The 18,504-nt window shown below is 42.4% G+C and carries 11 protein-coding genes and 2 pseudogenes; 4 read left to right on the forward strand and 9 right to left on the reverse strand.

The features are described 5' to 3' along the window. Positions 1-225: 225 nt before the first annotated feature. The 6 genes and pseudogenes from V7K85_RS26410 to V7K85_RS26435 form a co-directional block, all read right to left on the reverse strand. Entirely contained in the window at positions 226-2,364 is a 2,139-nt protein-coding gene (locus tag V7K85_RS26410) for an SPFH domain-containing protein (protein WP_334818095.1), read from the reverse strand. Positions 2,365-2,519: 155 nt separating this feature from the next. Next, the gene (atpC, locus tag V7K85_RS26415; protein ID WP_334818097.1) at positions 2,520-2,933 is read right to left on the reverse strand and encodes an ATP synthase F1 subunit epsilon; all 414 of its coding nucleotides are present in this window, start codon (positions 2,931-2,933) and stop codon (positions 2,520-2,522) included. Between the two features lie 204 nt (positions 2,934-3,137). Next, positions 3,138-4,586 carry a F0F1 ATP synthase subunit beta gene (atpD, locus tag V7K85_RS26420; protein WP_334818099.1) on the reverse strand — a complete coding sequence of 483 codons (1,449 nt, stop codon included), beginning with the start codon at positions 4,584-4,586 and terminating at the stop codon, positions 3,138-3,140. Positions 4,587-4,825: 239 nt separating this feature from the next. After that, on the reverse strand, positions 4,826-5,839 hold the full coding sequence (locus tag V7K85_RS26425) for a PEP-CTERM sorting domain-containing protein (protein ID WP_334818101.1): 1,014 nt from the start codon (positions 5,837-5,839) through the stop codon (positions 4,826-4,828). Between the two features lie 620 nt (positions 5,840-6,459). After that, positions 6,460-7,128 carry a PEP-CTERM sorting domain-containing protein gene (locus V7K85_RS26430; RefSeq protein WP_334818103.1) on the reverse strand — a complete coding sequence of 223 codons (669 nt, stop codon included), beginning with the start codon at positions 7,126-7,128 and terminating at the stop codon, positions 6,460-6,462. 702 nt (positions 7,129-7,830) lie between these two features. Then, a pseudogene (locus V7K85_RS26435) lies at positions 7,831-7,941 on the reverse strand (PEP-CTERM sorting domain-containing protein); the annotation flags it as partial. Between the two features lie 1,306 nt (positions 7,942-9,247). Between V7K85_RS26435 and V7K85_RS26440 the strand changes: the two are divergent. Continuing rightward, complete coding sequence (locus V7K85_RS26440) at positions 9,248-10,072, forward strand: SirB1 family protein (protein ID WP_334818106.1); 825 nt, start codon at positions 9,248-9,250, stop codon at positions 10,070-10,072. Positions 10,073-10,209: 137 nt separating this feature from the next. On the opposite strand, the gene V7K85_RS26445 is transcribed toward V7K85_RS26440, so the two are convergent. Together V7K85_RS26445 and V7K85_RS26450 are read right to left on the reverse strand one after the other, a co-directional pair. Further along, the gene (locus tag V7K85_RS26445) at positions 10,210-10,929 is read right to left on the reverse strand and encodes a PEP-CTERM sorting domain-containing protein (protein ID WP_334818108.1); all 720 of its coding nucleotides are present in this window, start codon (positions 10,927-10,929) and stop codon (positions 10,210-10,212) included. Between the two features lie 625 nt (positions 10,930-11,554). Continuing rightward, a complete protein-coding gene (locus tag V7K85_RS26450; protein WP_334818110.1) occupies positions 11,555-11,998 on the reverse strand; it encodes an SRPBCC family protein in 444 nt (147 codons plus the stop codon). 200 nt (positions 11,999-12,198) lie between these two features. Here V7K85_RS26450 and V7K85_RS26455 point away from each other — a divergent pair, with 200 nt between their 5' ends. From V7K85_RS26455 to V7K85_RS26465, 3 genes and pseudogenes are all read left to right on the forward strand, one after another. Next, on the forward strand, positions 12,199-13,851 hold the full coding sequence (locus V7K85_RS26455) for a mechanosensitive ion channel (RefSeq protein WP_334818112.1): 1,653 nt from the start codon (positions 12,199-12,201) through the stop codon (positions 13,849-13,851). 789 nt (positions 13,852-14,640) lie between these two features. After that, on the forward strand, positions 14,641-15,672 hold the full coding sequence (locus tag V7K85_RS26460; RefSeq protein WP_334818114.1) for an HNH endonuclease: 1,032 nt from the start codon (positions 14,641-14,643) through the stop codon (positions 15,670-15,672). A gap of 150 nt (positions 15,673-15,822) precedes the next feature. Further along, positions 15,823-16,662: pseudogene (locus tag V7K85_RS26465) on the forward strand (Rpn family recombination-promoting nuclease/putative transposase). 261 nt (positions 16,663-16,923) lie between these two features. On the opposite strand, the gene V7K85_RS26470 reads toward V7K85_RS26465, so the two are convergent. Next, positions 16,924-18,405: a GTP-binding protein gene (locus V7K85_RS26470; protein WP_334818116.1), complete on the reverse strand. Its 1,482-nt coding sequence runs from the start codon at positions 18,403-18,405 to the stop codon at positions 16,924-16,926. Between the last annotated feature and the right edge of the window lie 99 nt (positions 18,406-18,504).

Genomic DNA, 18,504 nt, shown 5'->3' on the forward strand with positions numbered 1-18,504 from the left:
ATGCTTTAAGGCTGACAAGATAATATTTTTAACCTCTAATTCCTTTTGATTTGCGTTCTCTCATATCGCTTTTAGTCTAAACTCCAGTTTTTAAGGGGGGGACTAGAATCGAGTGCCCCCAATTTATCGGGGGTTGGGGGATCTAAAACGAGGGTAAATTGGGTGTTTGAGCTTAAGTTGAGACCAATGTACGGCTGTACGCCCCTACAGCCGATTCATGTGTTGCTAATGTTGCTTATCCACCGGAAAATTCACAATTATAGGTGGAAGACCATTTTCTGCGGTAGGTTGTGTTTGGGTAACTATCGGTTGTGCATTTAAAGGTGTTGGTTTCAATTCACCTTTACTAGTTTGATTCCATAAAATCATGGATAGTAGCCCATCCACTAAGCCGTTATTGCTGCCGTTACTACCAACCAAGACATCTGGAATCAAGCGGACATTGCGATCGCCTATAATCTGCATTAGTTGCATTGCTGTATAACCTTGTGGCCCCAAAGCTTCCACACCAGTCCGATAGGTTTCAGCTTTGGCGTTACCTGTGGCACGAATACCTTCAGCCTCAGCAATTGCCCGGAGTTTTGTACCCTCAGCTTCACCGTTCGCCTGCTTAATTTGGGCTTGGGCTTTCAAATCGGCAATCTGCACACTCTGCTCTGATTGCACCATTTCTTGTTGAATATTAGCCAGTGCTGTCTCCCGGACAAGTTGTTGTCGTTGGGTTTGCGCCATCTGCTGAACTTCGTAAGTTTTACGTTGTTCCTCAGCAATTTTACGTTCTGTGAGTGTATGCATTAATTCTTCTGGTGGGGTAATCAAACCAATCAACGAATCCACCGCTTGCACATCATAAGCACGCAAAGCAGATTTAACGTATTCGGAGGCTTCTGCTTGGCGTTCGCTTCGTGCAATCAAGAAATCCAAGATAGTATACTCTTGAGCCGAGTTGCGGAAATAATTCCCCACAATTGGACGCAAAACCTGATCGATGACGTTTTGCATCGAACCTAAGCGTGAAATCACTTTCGGTGCATCTGAAGCACCAATGTGGATAATTTGGAATATCTCTAAACTAAAGCTGAAACCATCAAATGACAGCAGTTTCAGCGCCTGCAAGTTTGTATCATAACCGTGGTTTCCAATGATTCTTTCAGTGAAGTTTAAGACAATATTTGTTGTTGGTACTAGCTCAATTTTCATCACCTTAGTGTTGAGCGGGTGTTTCCCAGGATACAACGGCTCAACCCAAACGCCTTTATGTCCTTGGTTTACCAAATTCCCGTGGGTGAAAGCTGCTCCGCTCACATCTTGGTGTTCTTTGCCTACGAAAGAAATCACTACACCCACATAACCGATAGGGATTTCAGTCATTGGTACTTGTTCAATATTTACTAACCAAGGGTTCAAGTTCCACGAACCTGATAATAATACCTGTTCTTGTAAACCCCGTTGTCCCCCAGCATCAATAAATTTTTGACCGTTCTGGAAATTATCATGTCCGCTAATGATGCGTCCAGCGATTTCACCTGCTGCGATCGATAAACCATCCAAAGTAGTAATAATACCAACCTTCTCTGCTGCTATTTCATGGATGTGCAACTGTTGTGGACTCATGCCATGAGCGCTAGCATTTGCTGCTGTAATCACTTTAAACAGCGCGGTGTTGATGCGGTAAGTACCTGCGGTGAGAAAACCCATTTGCCGCCCTTTTTCTCCACCTTCGGTGAGGAATTTCCGAGCATCTTGGAAGTTGTCACAATTGACTATTTTGCCCAAAATCCGCTCTGGTGGGTTGGATGCTCCATCTGCGGCTACAATCAAAGCGATTTCCCCTTGGGGAATGACAATTACCGACTCTTTTTTTACAGAATACTGCCAAGACCCATAGCCCCAGTGCCAGCCAGGAGCTAAAGTATCTGCCTGTAAGCCAGCTTCCCCGTTGAGGGCAATCAAGCGTCCGGCGGGGAGTCCACGCCCGGAAAGGGTAAATTTCCTCACCACAATGCCGACTTCACGTTCGCCGATGACTACAAGTCCGCCAAAGAACAGGGGGACAAATATGACTAAACCGCCAACAAGTACGATGGGAAGCAGTATAAAAGGATTAATTCCAGCAGCTTGATATTGAGTCTTGCTAATTTGTAACTGGGCAATATTTGATTTGGTTTGACTCAGCTGAACTGATGCCGAAGTAATTTCTTTTGCAGCAGTTGTTTTTACGGAACTAGCATTAGCAGAATGAATACTATTAGCGTTCGTCAAAGACGTTGGCGCAGCCATCGCCAACGTTGCTATGGCTGATGCTGCAAAACGAACTACCTTATTTTGTTTACGTGTACCAAGGCAAGATTGAAAACTTTTCATAATTTGTGCCCGTTTGGGCAACTAATTAGTTAACTTAACACTTCATCAAGACTTGCCTCGATTTCTTAAACTTGCCGTAATTTTTTTAAAAAAATTAATAAATATCTTGTAGGTTGAACATTGCCAACCTACAAAGTGGAAATAAAAAGTAAAATTTAGACCAAACCGCCAGCGGCTTGAAACCGAGCGCGGGCCCGTTTGAAGGCTTGGGTTGCCTTGATTTGCGCTTGGCGATCATCTGCTGAAACTTGATTCAGACCCGCTTCTGCTTGGTTGTAAGCAGCACGGGCTTCCTCAAGGTTAATTTTGTCGCCACGTTCAGCGCCGTTAACCAGAATTGTCACTTCATTTTCTTCGATTTCGGCAAAGCCACCCAAAAGAGCGATCGCTTCCCAATTCTGATTTTTAGCGGCGCGGACTCGCATTACACCAGTATCTAGGGCGGTCAAAAGTGGTGCGTGTCCAGTTAGAATACCTAGCTGACCAGTAGTGCTAGGCAAAACAACTTCTTCAGCTGGGGCATCCCATACTGTTTTATCTGGGGAAATTACACGAACGGTTAATGTCATTTATTTTTTGTCCTTTGTCCTCTCTTACAAAGTTCTGATGCCTGTCTTGAAAAGTTCTGATCGGAGGAAACCTCCGCTCAGACTTTTCGCTGCGGCGGGCTGCGCCAACGCCGGAAGCCAACGCTCAGACTTTGCGCTTTGTCTTTGCAATTTGCCATTAGTCATTAGCACTTGAACTAATGACTAATGACTAATGACTAATGACTAACCTTTGATTTTTTCCGCTTTAGCGATCGCTTCGTTAATATCGCCAACCAAGTAGAAAGCCTGTTCTGGCAGCTCATCCAACTCACCAGACAGAATCTTTTTGAACCCTTTGATGGTATCTTCCAACTTCACGTACTTACCAGGAGAACCGGTGAATACTTCTGCTACAAAGAACGGCTGGGACAAGAAACGCTCAACTTTCCGGGCCCGCGCTACGATCAGACGGTCTTCTTCAGACAATTCATCTAGACCAAGAATGGCGATAATGTCTTGGAGTTCTTTATAACGTTGCAGAGTTGATTGCACCGCCCGGGCAGTACTGTAGTGTTCGTCACCGACAATGTTGGGCTGTAACATCGTGGAAGTCGAACCAAGGGGGTCAACTGCGGGATAAATTCCCTTAGCTGCCAAACCGCGAGACAGCACTGTTGTACCGTCCAAGTGGGCGAAGGTGGTAGCAGGTGCGGGGTCGGTGAGGTCATCCGCTGGTACATACACTGCCTGAATTGAGGTAATCGAACCCTCGGTAGTCGAGGTAATCCGCTCTTGCAGTTCACCCACGTCGGTTCCCAATGTGGGCTGATATCCTACCGCTGAGGGCATCCGACCCAGTAGCGCTGATACTTCTGAACCTGCTTGTACAAACCGGAAGATATTGTCAATAAACAGCAGCACATCCTGCTTGTTCACATCCCGGAAGTACTCTGCTACTGTCAATCCCGATAGACCAACCCGCATTCTCGCTCCGGGTGGCTCGTTCATTTGACCGTAGACTAGAGCAATCTTTGACTCGTTGAGGTTGTCTTTATTGATTACCCCAGATTCAATCATTTCATTGTAGAGGTCATTACCTTCACGGGTGCGCTCACCCACGCCAGCAAAAACCGATACTCCACCGTGCTGGGTAGCGATATTGTTGATCAACTCCATCATGATCACGGTCTTACCAACACCAGCACCGCCGAACAGACCAATCTTACCGCCGCGTCGATAGGGAGTCAGAAGGTCAACAACTTTAATCCCAGTCTCGAACACCGAAGGTTTGGTTTCCAGGTCGGTGAATTTGGGAGCAGAGCGGTGGATGGGTAAACTTGCCTCAGCATTTACAGGGCCCCTGTTGTCCACAGGTTCACCAAGGACGTTAAAAATCCGGCCCAAAGTAGCTTTACCAACTGGTACGTTGATGGGAGCGCCTGTATCGGTGACTTCCAAACCGCGCACTAAGCCTTCGGTGGAACTCATCGCAACAGTCCGCACCTGGTTGTCGCCCAGCAGTTGCTGTACTTCAACAGTGAGGTTGATTTCCTGTCCAGCTTCGTTGTTGCCAATGATTTTCAAAGCGTTGAAGATTTGTGGCAATTTCCCGCCGGGAAATTTAACGTCTACAACTGGACCAATGATTTGGGTAATGTAGCCTATGTTTGTTTTTTCTGCGGTTGTGACCATGCTGCGCCTAATGATTGAAGCTAGATTTCAGATAAGGTCGGAGAAGACATAAAATTAAGCAATGTCACCTTTCACTGTAGCACCGCAAGGGGACACAATTCCCTTAGTAATTCCTTAAAAAGAAGCTTGACTGCTGCGGTTGCAAGACTAGGTTTTCTAGGGAATAGGGGGAAACTCAAAATAAAAAACTGCCGCCTTTTGGGTAGGTCGGCAGTTATTAAATTAGAGTTCAAATAAATTTATACTTGAGCTGAGGCTTTCTGTTGCTTGCGCTTCAGCAAGGTAGTAGCACCGAAAGTACCTACCGCTAACAGACCCAACATAGAACTAGGTTCAGGAACTGAGGTGGGAGGAACAACTATTCTGGGAGCACCAAGACCAAAAAAGGTTGTGGTTGTGTAAGTTGTTGTCTGACCTGCACCAATAGAGAACAAGTTATTTAAGGCGAGAGTCACATCATAGCCAAGGCCAGCATCAATAAACTGATCAGCATCTGCACCATCACCTGTTATCGTGTTGTCGAGAGCTGTTCCAGCTATGATTCGGCTGCGTAAGTCAGAATAATTGTCAATTTCGTAACGACCAATAGCTGGGACTGTACCGCCTTCGGCTGAAATTCCAACGAAAGTTGTCGGATCATTGCTACCAGTAGCACTATCTGTCTCAAATAAAGTTTCTGTAGAGCCTGATAACAGACGACCACCACCATCAATTAGACTTCCGTCAAATCGTAGATCTTTGTCTACATAACGCAATAATTCAAAATCGGAGGATGTGTTTGAAGTGTTGGTAATCGTGTATGTTTGGGTGAGGACTGTACCAGTTTGGCTACCGTTGTCAAGTAGAGGTGTGATTAATTGTACGAGGTTGAACTTTAGAGCATCGAAACTGAAGATGCTATTCGCTTGAGTAGATGTTCCAGTAACAGTTGGGTTAGTCAAACCTCCAGAGCCACCAATGCTGCCACTTGTGAGAAATGTCCTCCCACCAGAATTGCCCAGTCTAATTGCTACGCCAGAATCAAACGTGGTTCCAGTGAGACCTTGCGCTCCTATGGGGTCAAACAAGGCATCATTAGTGCCATTTCCCCTTGGGTTTAACCCGAAAGAGCCAAACCCATCTACACCTATAGACACCGTACCATCACCAGGTCCGTTGGTAAGTGTGAAAGCGCTTGCTGACTCCCCTAATAAACTGAAGGTAACAGTTGTTACAAGGACTATTAAAGCAACAGTTTTGTGAATAAGTTTCATATTTGAATTGCTTTGAGATAGGTTGTTTTGCAATAGACATAGAGGCGCTAGGTAACTAAAATAGTTAACCTTTCGCTGCGATCGCAGATATAAGCACTAGTGAAAATGACTAAAGTTTTGAATTTAGCTTTTGTCTTCTAATTATTAAGGAAGTTCTTATCATTGTTTTCCTTACCTGCTTCTTTACTTAGATTATTAGCAAAATTATTTAGTGTCGAGATTAATCGCGTGTATTTACTTAAAAAGTATATTATAAATTAGATTAAATGGCACCAAAAGCCTAGATGTGAGGCGACTTGTATACCCAGTATTAAGTGAATAGTTGACTGAAACTTTGTAAAATTAAGTTGTTTCTTTAAGATAGGTTTATCAACGTAATTATACGTAAATATATTCATCAAAATTACATTTAAGAACATTTAGTAACACACTGTTATGATACCTAGCGGTTAAAAACTTAGGGTAGCGATGCTTGCGGCAAGCTTCTCTATGAAAGGCTACGCCAACGCTAACGCTTGCTAGATTAACTTAGTAGGGGCACAACATGTTGTGCCCCTACCCGCGTACTTCATTTACCTGAAATTCGCTGTAAATTAAACGGCTTAAATAAAAATTGATGCTTATGCCTTGACTGCGGCTTGTTGTTTACGCTTGCAAAGAGAGGTAACGCCAAAAGCACCTAAACCTAAGATACCCATAATTGAACCAGGTTCAGAAACTGATTTAGTCAACGTCACATTGTCAAGCAGCAATCCAATATTATCCGCGCCAGTCTCCTTGAAATTTAATGTGGCACTTGTTGCAGAAGCAACGGGAAAACTTCGGGTATAGGTTGTAAACCCTTGCGATTGGGGTAGTGAAAATGTCTCGCTAAACAAACTACCCAGAGATACGGTTACAGGGTCAATCACGCCATTTCGTTGGTTCCCAGCAAGCTGGAAGCTGAGGTTAACTGTGTCTCCTGCTTGAAAGTTAAATGTTGTTTTAGATTGAAGTGTACCAGCTTGAAATGTTGTTCCATCCAGATCTACATATAGTCCGTTACCAGGAAGGAAATCAAAATAATTATTTCCAATCAAGTCCACAGATCCGTTTATAACATTAAAGTTGGCAAAATAATTGTAATTGAAAGTGCCAGCACTGTTATTTTCTTGATTAAAATTATCCTGTAAGAGGGTTGTAACTGATGCTGCGCTAGCAGAATTTGTAGTAGCAAATACGATTGCAGTCAAAGCTGTTAATGCTATAGCAATCTTATTTAAGCTTTGGAAAACAATTGATTTATTCATGATTCTAGTTTCTTCAAAAATTCCCAAGATGTGTGTTCTTCCAAACGACAATTAATGAATGTCGATTAATGCTGAGAAACTCAGTTGTGATTACACTCAAATTTTTCAGCAAAATTATGCATAAACTCCCCCTGTAATCAGTTAGGGTTTAGCCTTTCGCTGCGATCGCAGATATAAGCACTAGTGAAAATGACTAAAGTTTTAAACTTAGCTTTTATCTTCTAGTTATTTGAAGGAGGTTCTTGTGAGTGTTTTCCTCCCTTACTTATTTAGTGAGATTATTAGTAAATTTATTTATTTGCAATAGTTATTGCGTATATTCACATAACAATTACATTTAAAGTTAGATGAAATAACAGCTAAAACCTAGATTTGATGCGGCTAAGACACGCAGTATCAAGTAAATATTTGACTAAAGCTTTGTAAAATTCAGTTGTTTCTTTAAAGTAAATTTATTATTGAAAAATGCGCCTAACACAACGCCAGTTGCTTGGCTGTCGGCAGAGCCGGACGCCAGTCGAGGAAAGGGGAAACCCCCTGTTGCCGCGCTGGCTCCCCTACAGTAATTTTATTTTTACTTTATAGATGACCTCTTAGATGAGGCTTCTAAAGCGACTTGGGAAGACTAGAAATCAAAAACTGCTGTGTTAGGATTGGGCGATCGCTAACACAGCAGTTATCAGAGTAGTTTTGAGATAATATTTAGGCTTTAGCTACGGCTTTCTGTTGCTGTTTGCGCTTCAGTAGCGTAGTAGCACTGAAAGCACCTACTGCTAATACACCTAATATAGAACCTGGTTCAGGGACAGATTGAGAACCACGATGGATTGCGGAACCCAAGGTGATATTGTCAAAGAAAATGGTGCTTCATAGTAGGAGTTTTCCCAACCAAATATGTCAGCAAAAACATCGGCGAAATTGCACGTAACGCCTTAAGTCCGACATGTGAAATTCAGCCTTTCGCTGCGATCGCAGATATAAGCACTAGTGAAAATGACTAAAGTTTTAAACTTAGCTTTTGTTTTCTAGTTATTTGAAGGAGGCTGTTATCAGTGTTTTCCTCACTTGCTTATTTAGTTAGATTACTGGCAAATTTATTTAGTAACCAGAACTTTTGCGTGTATTTACATAATAAAGACATTCCAAGTTAGAATAAATAACAGCCAAAACCTAGATTTCAGGCGACTTATGTACTCAGTATCAAGTGAATAATTGACTGAGACTTTGTAAAATTAAGTTGTTGCTTTAAGATAGGTTTCTCAGCGTGATTATGCGTAAGTATGGCTATGTAACCAGAATATACATTTAAGAGGATGTTTGAAAAGTGTCTTCTCGGTATCAAAAGTTTTAGATCCCTCTAAATCCCTGCCATCTGCTAAAGAGCGGGAACGCAAAGAGCGAACAAGTCGGCAGAGCCGCCAAACGCAGTGGCTCCCCTTTAAAAGGGGAACTCTGATTCCGGTTCCCCCCAATTTATCTCTTAGCCAGCGCGGGAACAGGAGGTTTCCCCCTTTCCTCGACTGACGTGGGTTAGGGGGGATTTAAAAGTGCCTAAAGTCATAGGAAAACACTTTTCAAACAACCTCTAAGAACATCGTAGTAACACACTGTTATGATACCTAGCGATGAAAACCACAGTGGTTAAAAACTTAGGGTAGCGATGCCTGCGGCGAGCTTCTCTACGAGAGGCTACGCCAATGCTAACGCTTGCTAGATTAACTTAGAAAAGCTTAGATAAAAAATCTGCTCTCCCCGACGATCGCAGAAAGAGCAGTACTATTCCATTTCATTCAAATAGTTAATACACATGCTCTCAATACCATTTCGGAATTTGGGTAATTAGTAATCAATAATTGGTAGTTTGATACCATACATCTTTACATTACTAAAAGCAGATTTTGCACTATATAATACTATAGATGTGTACTTTAGTCAATACTAAAAAGCTACATAAACCTATTTTTATTACCTGGATAGATTCATGTCATGAAACCTATGTACAAACTATATTTCCAAATTTTCTGAATATCCCTAATATAAAAATAGGTACAATAAAACTGTTTTCAGTTCAGCCAAGCCACTTCCGCTTCATCCTCACACTTGCACCGAGCAACAGCTTATGAATTTCTCGTCAGCACGACAATATTTTTATCAAGAGATTCAGCAGTCTGACGAGCAGATTGACCTAGCAAAGGCAGCTTTGTATATTGCACAAGAAGAATATCCCAAGCTAGACCCAGAGGAATATCTCAACGCCCTTGATACAATGGCATGGGAGCTTCAAGAACGCCTGCCTGATTCACGATATCCTTTGCGGATAGTTCAAAGTATTAATCAGTATCTCTACGAAGATTTAAAGTTTTCTGGTAATAAAATTGACTATTACGACCCGCGCAACAGCTTTTTCAATGATGTAATTGATCGGCGATTGGGGATTCCCATTACCTTAGCGCTGGTTTACCTGGAGGTTGCCCGACGGATTGATTTTCCAATGGTGGGTGTGGGAATGCCAGGACATTTCCTAATTCGCCCGGATATTCCAGATATAGAAATTTTTGTGGATGCTTTCAGTGGTGGTGAAATAATATTTGCTCAAGATTGCGAAGAACGGCTGTCTCAACTTTATCAGCAACCTGTGACCCTACGACCAGAATTTTTAGCTGTAGTCAGTCATCGACAATTTTTGGCACGGATGCTGACAAATTTAAAATTTATTTACCTCAAACAGCAAGAGTTAAAAAAAACGCTAGCAGCAGTTGAACGAATTTTATTGCTGTTTCCTACTTTAACTTTAGAATTGCGCGATCGCGGTCTGATCTATTATCAACTCGGTTACTATCCCCAAGCCATAGACGACTTACAAAATTATTTAGCAAAAGTTCCTGATGCCGAGGATGCATCTATGATTCGGCGGCTACTTACCGAATTGGGTAAGGATGGTTGAATCAAGTAAAAGGGACTGGGTGAGAAAGATACAATAGCTTTGATTGCAACTTAAGTATCAAAATCAAAAATGCTGTGTCAGCAACATTGACACAACAGTGGTTAGTTAAATTAAACGGCTTAAATAAAAATTGATGCTTATGCCTTAACTGCGGCTTGGTGTTTACGCTTGCAAAGAGAGGTAATGCCAAAAGCACCTAACCCTAGAATACCGATGAGAGAAGCGGGTTCTGGGACAGATTGGGCGCTATCGCTAAATTCAGTAACTAATCCGTAGTTATCGTTGGTACTACCACTAGGGCTATTGTCAAAGGAAAATGCTCGGCTGATGCTGCCGCTAGGTGCAGAACCGTTCTGAGAATCAAGAAATACTGAGAAATTGTTTCCGCCATCTTTAGAAATATCGAGCAGTAAATTGCCTTGAGACGGATCGTAAAGGAAACTGTTGCCAGTAATGGAAAATTTTCCGTTGCTGATCGGGCCATCCAGAAAGCCTACAAAAAAACTTTGGTTGTTGGCTCCTATGTTATCGACAAATATATTAGACAAGCCGTTTACAGCCTTACTTGTGGTTGATAAATTGATGGTATAATTTGCGGCATCAATACTTCCTGGGAAGGAATTTTTATTGAAAAACGAAATAGTATCAATCAGTATGGGCGATGAAAACAGGTTGGCATTGTATATTTGCTGAAACTTTTGCCCACACCCAAAAGGAATGCAATTACCATTATTCGGATCTCCAGGTGCGCCAATGGTTATACTCAATGCCTGCGCCGATCCTGCTGCTCCCAGTGCAATAACTGCTGCTCCCACAGTAGACATTGATAACTTTGTCAAAAAATTTACAGTAGGCATTCCGTTATTTACCTTATAAACGAATCTTTTTGTCTGCCTTCAACGCCTCAATCCTAATACGTGTTTCTAATGATGAAAACCTTTTATTACCTACTTCAAAAAAAATTCACTGAGAAATCAAGCTACTAATGTGCGGAAACAAACGTAAAAATACATACTTTAAAAGGCTTGTAACCACATCTACCAGAGGTTAGAAGCTGTGTTTATACTTAAGGTAATGATGAAGCAGTATTTTCAACAACTACTTTAGAATGAATTTTCAGAGTAATAGCAAAAGTCTTTTAAAGAAGATTGAGAGAGGATTTCAGTCCCTTTTGAACGAATTGGACTATTGGCCATGAACCAAAGTTCATAGCTAGTTAGGAGACCAACTAGTACAGCTTGGTAAAAATAACTATCCAGCTGAAAAAGTGCTGAGTTACCGTTCGCCCTTGGCGTCTCCCCAATAATTTTTAATTCTTCAATTCCTTAATCTAAAATTGGCACGGTCAAGAGTTATTATTCTTCCCCTATTCCCCCTGCTTTCTCTGCTACCCCTGCCTTCTGCCTTCTTGCACTAGTTAGCCACAGATAGCTTTTGGCACGAATACTGGGAAAACTAAATACCAAATGCCTAATGATCGAATTATTTTTGTTCTTCTGCGACTCGTTTGAGGCGGCGCAGCTGAGATTGCATATCTTCTTTTGTCCAAGACGCAGCAAAGGTGTTGAAACCCCAATTAATTAAGGGGTTAGGGATATCGTACTCAAAGCGGTTCAGTAGAAGCGTTCCCTTTTCTGTGGGTTGACATTCCCAGCGATCGCGCCCGTGAAAAAATCCCTGAAATTCCCAAACAACCAAACCCGGTTGTCGTTCCACAACTACGCTATTCAACGTGGGTTTTAGTAGAGGAATTTGAATGATAAAACGACTTTCACTGCCGACATCGGTGCTCCAAGCTTCGCCCACAGGTTCGCAACGGAGGACAGGGTTGAGCCAACGGTGCATGAGGGTTAAATCGCTAATACAGCGCTCCACCACCGTAGCTGTAGCATTAATTTGAATCGATTGTTCCAAAACTTGGGACATTCCACATCTTTGATGCTGTTCCTGCAATTAGAGTAACGCAAAATTCGCCATTGCCAGTAGATTAAATCAAATATTTGGTAACAAAGTCAAAAATTACTCTTGATAACAATGCCATAGATGTATGTTTTTACTGGTAAATTGATATGCAAAACACTGACTCAGTGTTTGCGGCGAATACTTAAGCTTAATTCCCGAAAACCATGAACACAACTTGGCAAGGAATAACCCAGGTGATAGAAGTTGCTTTGTCCACGAGGGTGCAGCAATTTTTGGCACAATCGCCCAATCTGCAACTGACACAACCAGCAGTGAATCAAGGAATCGCTGATGTGCAAGGTATTGTTCAACAGTTGATTCTGTTTATACCCCGTCTGCTGGGGGCAGTAGCAATTTTGTTAGTAGGTTGGCTAATTGCGGCGATCGCAGCCGCAGTGACGCGAGGAATCCTCAATCGCACAAACATAGATAACCGCATTGCCGCAGGGATAACGGGTCGTCAAGATGTTCCCCAAGTGGAGAAATTAATCTCCAGCTTAGTCTTTTGGAGCATTATCCTATTGACGGCGGTAGCTGTTTTACAGACATTGGATCTGGAGATAGCGTCTCGACCCCTGAATAATTTTCTCAATCAACTTATTGGCTTTTTGCCAAAGTTGGTTGGTGCGGGAATCCTTTTGGTAACCGCCTGGTTTTTGGCGACCATTGTGAAGATTATCACTGTGCGCTCATTACAGGCATTTAACCTGGATGAGCGTTTGAATCCAGAACCAGAAGACAGGGCACCCAGCCTGAATCAGCTGTCTCTGAGTCAGACGATTGGCAATGCTCTGTATTGGTTTATATTTTTACTGTTTCTCGCCCCAGTTTTGGATACTCTCGGACTACAGCAGGCTCTACAACCAGTACAAGCTCTGATTACAGAAATTCTGCTAATTCTGCCGAATATTTTAGCGGCGATATTAATTGGTGTAGTTGGCTGGTTCATCGCTAATGTGGTGCGGCGGATTGTGACGAACTTGCTGGCGACAACTGGCATCGACCGTTTAGGTAGTCGGTTGGGATTGTCTTCGACTGCGGGGGTGCAACCTCTATCGAGTATTATCGGCACAATTGTCTATGTTCTGATTTTGATTCCTGTAGCGATCGCAGCGTTGAATGCCTTGCGAATTGATGCGATATCTGTACCTGCGATCGCAATGCTGCAACAGGTTCTCAACGCCCTACCTGCCATCTTTACAGCCGTGGCAATTTTGATTGTTGCCTATTTCGTGGGGCGGTTTGTAGCGGATCTGGTTACAAGTATCCTCACCAATTTAGGCTTTAATAACATTTTCAGCATTTTGGGTTTGACAACACCCAGCAGACAAATCGTAATTTTAACAGAACCAACAACTCCCCCGATTCCAAGCCGCACGCCATCGGAAATTGCAGGCATTGTTGCCTTAGTGGGGATCATGCTGTTTGCAACGGTGGCGGCGGTGAATATCCTGAATATTGCAGCCCTGACAGCATTAGTGTCTGGGATTGTGATCATATTCGGACGAATTTTGGCAGGATTAATAATATTTGCCATTGGCTTATTCCTGGCAAATCTGGCTTTTAACATCATTACTAGTTCCGGCGAACGTCAAGCCCAGATTTTGGGACAAGTAGCGCGGATTGCCATCATTGCCTTAGTCTCGGCAATGGCACTGCAACAGATTGGAGTTGCCAGTGATATTGTGAATTTAGCCTTTGGACTTTTACTAGGTGCGATCGCAGTTGCTATTGCCCTAGCTTTTGGTCTTGGGGGGCGCGATATTGCCCGCGAACAAGTTCAAGAATGGCTAAACTCTTTCAAAGGTAGAAACTAAAAGTTGATCAAGGCGCAATTTCATCTGTAAAAAAAGGAAAGTGCAGCCTTAGGCATCAATAGTGGAGAAAATCTATCGGCAATTGTGCCTAAAAGGTTGAAAGTTAGAGGTAAAAAACTCGGAGTTTGAGTATAGAACTTGACATTTCGAGTTCTGAAGCTCAAGTTCCGAGTTCAGAGGTCGAACTTCCGAGTTCAGAGGTGGAAGTTCCGAGTTCAGAGGTGGAAGTTCCGAGTTCAAAGGTCGAAGTTCCGAGTTCAAAGGTCGAAGTTCCGAGTTCAAAGGTCGAAGTTCCGAGTTCAAAGGTCGAAGTTCCGAGTTCAGAGGTCGAACTTCCGAGTTCAGAGGTCGAACTTCCGAGTTCAGAGGTCGAACTTCCGAGTTCAGAGTCGCGCAATCCAGTACTCACAATATTTTTGTAACTTGAAAAATTAAATTAATAAATTTTCAAAGGGTATTTTTAATGCCGTTAACTGCGTAGGCGTAGCCCGTCGTAGACATCGTATCAAGGAAAGTTCTATCTCACAGCAGACTATGATTGTCAAACAGAGCAACCTCCAGAAATTTTTGACTTTGGTAATGATTCTTTTAATTCAAAATCCCAAATTGCTGGTAAAACTAGTCGGATAGTTCAGTTTTTGAAACAACGATACACAAACAATATAAATTGATTACTATTTCTTTAAAAATTTTGGAAGTAAATTCGTCATTAATGCTGAGGTGGTTCTCAGTTTTAGAAAGAGAAACTGGAGCAAACACTCCACAGCAGAGATGAAAGGTTACTAAAACATGGATTTTATCAACCAAGCACAGAAGTTAGCAGATACGGTTAGAGATAAAGCTCGAGAAGTAGCCAACAATGTAGTAAATGGTATGGATGAGGTAGTTGATGGAATAAAGAAGACTACTGCCGAGATGACTACTTCAAGTGTCCATGCAGTTAATGATTTACAAAGTTTCTCAACCATAGCAGCACAGTCAGGTTTTCAAACTGTTCAAAATGTTAGTAAAATATTTGAACAAACTGCTGTTGGAGTTGCCACATCTAGCATGGTTATGGCTGATGCTTTGCAAAATTTACCAAAGACAGCTGCCGAATTAGCCCTAGAAATGCCAAAGATTGCAAATAGGCTGAGATATCGTGCTGGTGTTCGGGTGCGAGACTTACCTCGCTCTGATGCGGATGTCATGAAGCTTTTTGAGAAAATTCCTGGCACATCAAAGCTTGGAGGCAAAGAATATACAATTCGGCAATTTCTTAGAGATAAGCACGGTAGCCATATCAATCCACGTTCCCAAGGTGGATCGAATGGTGCTGATAATATCCTTTGGGAAGTAGGTGTTGACAATCTGCGTCGAGGTGCGAAAGTAATGACCGTTGGTGAGCAGTTCTATATTCGGGTTTATAATGCGGTAGATTCTATTGTCAGCAATTCTGGAACAATCGCTAAACTAGGCATTACTGCAACGGGAACAGCTATTCTCACCCAGGTTGTAGTAACGGCGATTTCCTACTCTTTGGATCTTTATCGGGGCGACATTAGTGTTGAAGAGTATAAAAATCTAATTTTTGAAGCAGCAAAGGCAGCAGGTATTGCGACACCAATTGTTTTTTTAGTCTTAGTGGCTGTGTTAGCTTTATTTCCAGAATTTACAGTTATTTTGTCGGCACCAGTGGTTGTTGCAGGCTTCAATTCTTTATTTGGTATTAGTATTGCTATACCGATCATTCAATCGCTAGTTCGTCATGTCGAAGCTGGAGGTTTTGGGATAGAAGCTGCTGATGCTTACAAGAGTGCGCTTGATGGTTCTGTGCTCTAAAATAAGCTGTTCCTACATTTAAAATAATTAGGGTGGGTGTCTCGCCCACCCATAGCCAAAAGCGGGCTTTTCAGTCCATCTGACAAGATTGGATAATTTATTTGTTGTAAATCCCCAAATAATCCATAAAATCAGGTGTAACCTTTATAGATGGCAGAATATGACAACCTTTGTAAAATACTCGCAGAAAAATATCCCCGTGATTTTACCCGTTGGTTATTAAATCAAGAACCGCGAACAATTGAAATCTTAAAAACTGAATTGAGCATCGAACCGATACGTGCTGATTCTGTGACATTTATGCAAACAGAAAATCGGATTTTACACCTGGAATTTCAAACCACAATCAAATCCTAAAAGCCAATTTCTCTGCGGATGCTAGATTACTATGTCCGATTGACACGAAAATATCAAGTTCCTGTTACACAGGTAGTGATTTTCTTGCAATAGACAAGTAATGAAATCGCTTTTACCGAAGAATATGTCAGCGAAGTCACGACCCATCGTTATCGAGTTATACGAATGTGGGAGCAAGATTCAGCACTATTTCTTAGCAATCTGGCGTTATTACCTTTAGCACTATTAACGCGAACAGATTCAGCCCAAGCATTATTATCGCAGGTTGCCGAGGAAATTGCTAAAATTCCAAATATGGAGACCAGACAAAATACTGCTGCTTACACGGAGATTTTAGCAGGGGTGAAGTTCGAGAAAGATTTTATTCATCAATTATTGCAGGAAGATATTATGCAAGAATCGGTAATTTATCAGGATATTTTGCAAAAAGGAGAACAAAGGGGAGAACAAAAAGAAGCTTTTCGCTTCTTAAATCGTCAGTTAAATCGGCGATTTGGAGAAATCAATTCATTAATAGTTGAGAGAATTCGAGTCTTATCTACTGAACAATTGGAACAATTAGGAGAAGAATTTTTAGATTTTTCAAATGTATCTGATTTAATTACTTGGCTTGAGCAAAATACAAGCAGTTAAAATAATTACTAATTCGTAATGACGCTCTCTACGAGACGCTCTTACTAGCTTGTTTAAGAATAGGGGTATAAATAACTCGCTCTAAGCGAAGCCATGCCGAAGGCTTTACGCTACGTTCGCGGAGCGTCTCGCCCAAAATACAGTAATTTGTAATTAAAGACTATTAAATAAGGGGATTTAGCGCCAAGTCGGAGCGCCGGAAATCGGCGCTCTGAAGTTTGTAAGAGAAAGGCCGACTGAAACTTGCGCCATGTCTATGCATCACTTTCTGAGTTTTACCTTGTGGAGCAATTCATCTTTAATCCGGTTGAGAATTGAAGTTTCATCCAGATTTGCCAAAATCCGATTAATCACTGCTTTCGGCCCATCAGGTCCCCAAGTCGCGCCATTGGCTAAATAAACTTTGGTAACTTGTCCAATACCGTAAGAAGAAACACCAGCTACTCCCGCTTGGGTGAGTGCCACTGATATATAAGGGCCAAGGGCAATACCTGCCGTAGCGGTTGCAGAGATCCCAAGTAAAGTTTTTAATCCACTCAAGCCCAAATTTGCCAACAGTTCACTCGCACCGATGCCGCCCATACTCAAGGCGATTTTTTGTAGTAGTTGTACAGCCCCTGCTTCAGTCATAGAGAAGCCATAGAGTTTAGATAGACCCAAAATCAGAGCAATATCAATGACCACACTACTGAGAATATCTACCACAGTTACGGGATTGAGTGCGATCGCTAATGCCTTAGTCATCACAGCCTTCCAAATCAACTGATCGGCATTCTGTTCCCGAATCATCAGTTTTCGCTCAACCAACTGCTCATTTACGATGTCGGCATAAAGCATGGTGTTGAGGGCAACCAAAGCTTTACCCTCACGGTGCAAAATCTCCAGAATTTTCAGCTTGAGTTCCTCGACTTTGGCATTACCTGTACGCAACTGTATGCCCCTAGTACCATCAGGGCGATGAATCGCCGTCTTCACCAATGGCGATGCCGCAGCCATGACAATTTCTAGAGGTGTGAGTAATTCCCGCACCCTTTCATCCCGAATTTTGTGATAAATTGCCATCCGGTCTGCTTCTGGATACTGGTCTACTTTGTTAAACACTAAGATGATCGGTTTACCTGCTTCTCGCAACTGAGAAAGGGCCATGTATTCTAGCTTTGTCATGTCGCCAGATATCACAAACAGAATCAAATCCGCAAGTTTTGCAATCTGTTCAGCTAACGCCGCACGGGTTGCACCATCTACTTCGTCTAACCCAGGAGTGTCAATTAATTCCACCTGCGATTGACCTACACCAGGGAGAGTGACTCGCAAAGCACGTTCAGTTTCCCCAATCGCCTCCTCACTAATACTCCAATTAACTCTTTGTGCAGCACGGGTGACACCGTGCAGCGGCCCAGTTTCAAATACTGTTTGCCCAACCAAAGCATTGAGTAGCGAAGACTTACCACGTCCCACCATGCCAAAAGCCGCAATCTGCACCACCATGCGGTCTAACTTCCCCAGCATGGTTTCCAAATCAGCAATTTCCGTCTCCAATCCGGTTTTTTCTTGGGGGGTGAGGTCGAGATTGGCTACCAAGTTTCGCAGCGCCGTTTGTGCTTGTTTATAGTTCAGTTCCGTCTGAATATCTTCAAAACTGAAAATAGCACTATCCAGTTGTTCCTCCCAGCTGAGAGAATTTGCGTCAGTGTTAGCAGAATCGCTTTGATCAGGTTCAGGCACGGGCAATGTCGAAGTCATATTAATTTGAGATTTGAGATTTGAGATTTGAGATTTGAGATTTGAGATTTGAGATTTGAGATTTGAGATTTGAGATTTGAGATTTGAGATTTGAGATTT

The organism is Nostoc sp. (genome assembly GCF_036917615.1).
Taxonomy (GTDB): domain Bacteria; phylum Cyanobacteriota; class Cyanobacteriia; order Cyanobacteriales; family Nostocaceae; genus Nostoc.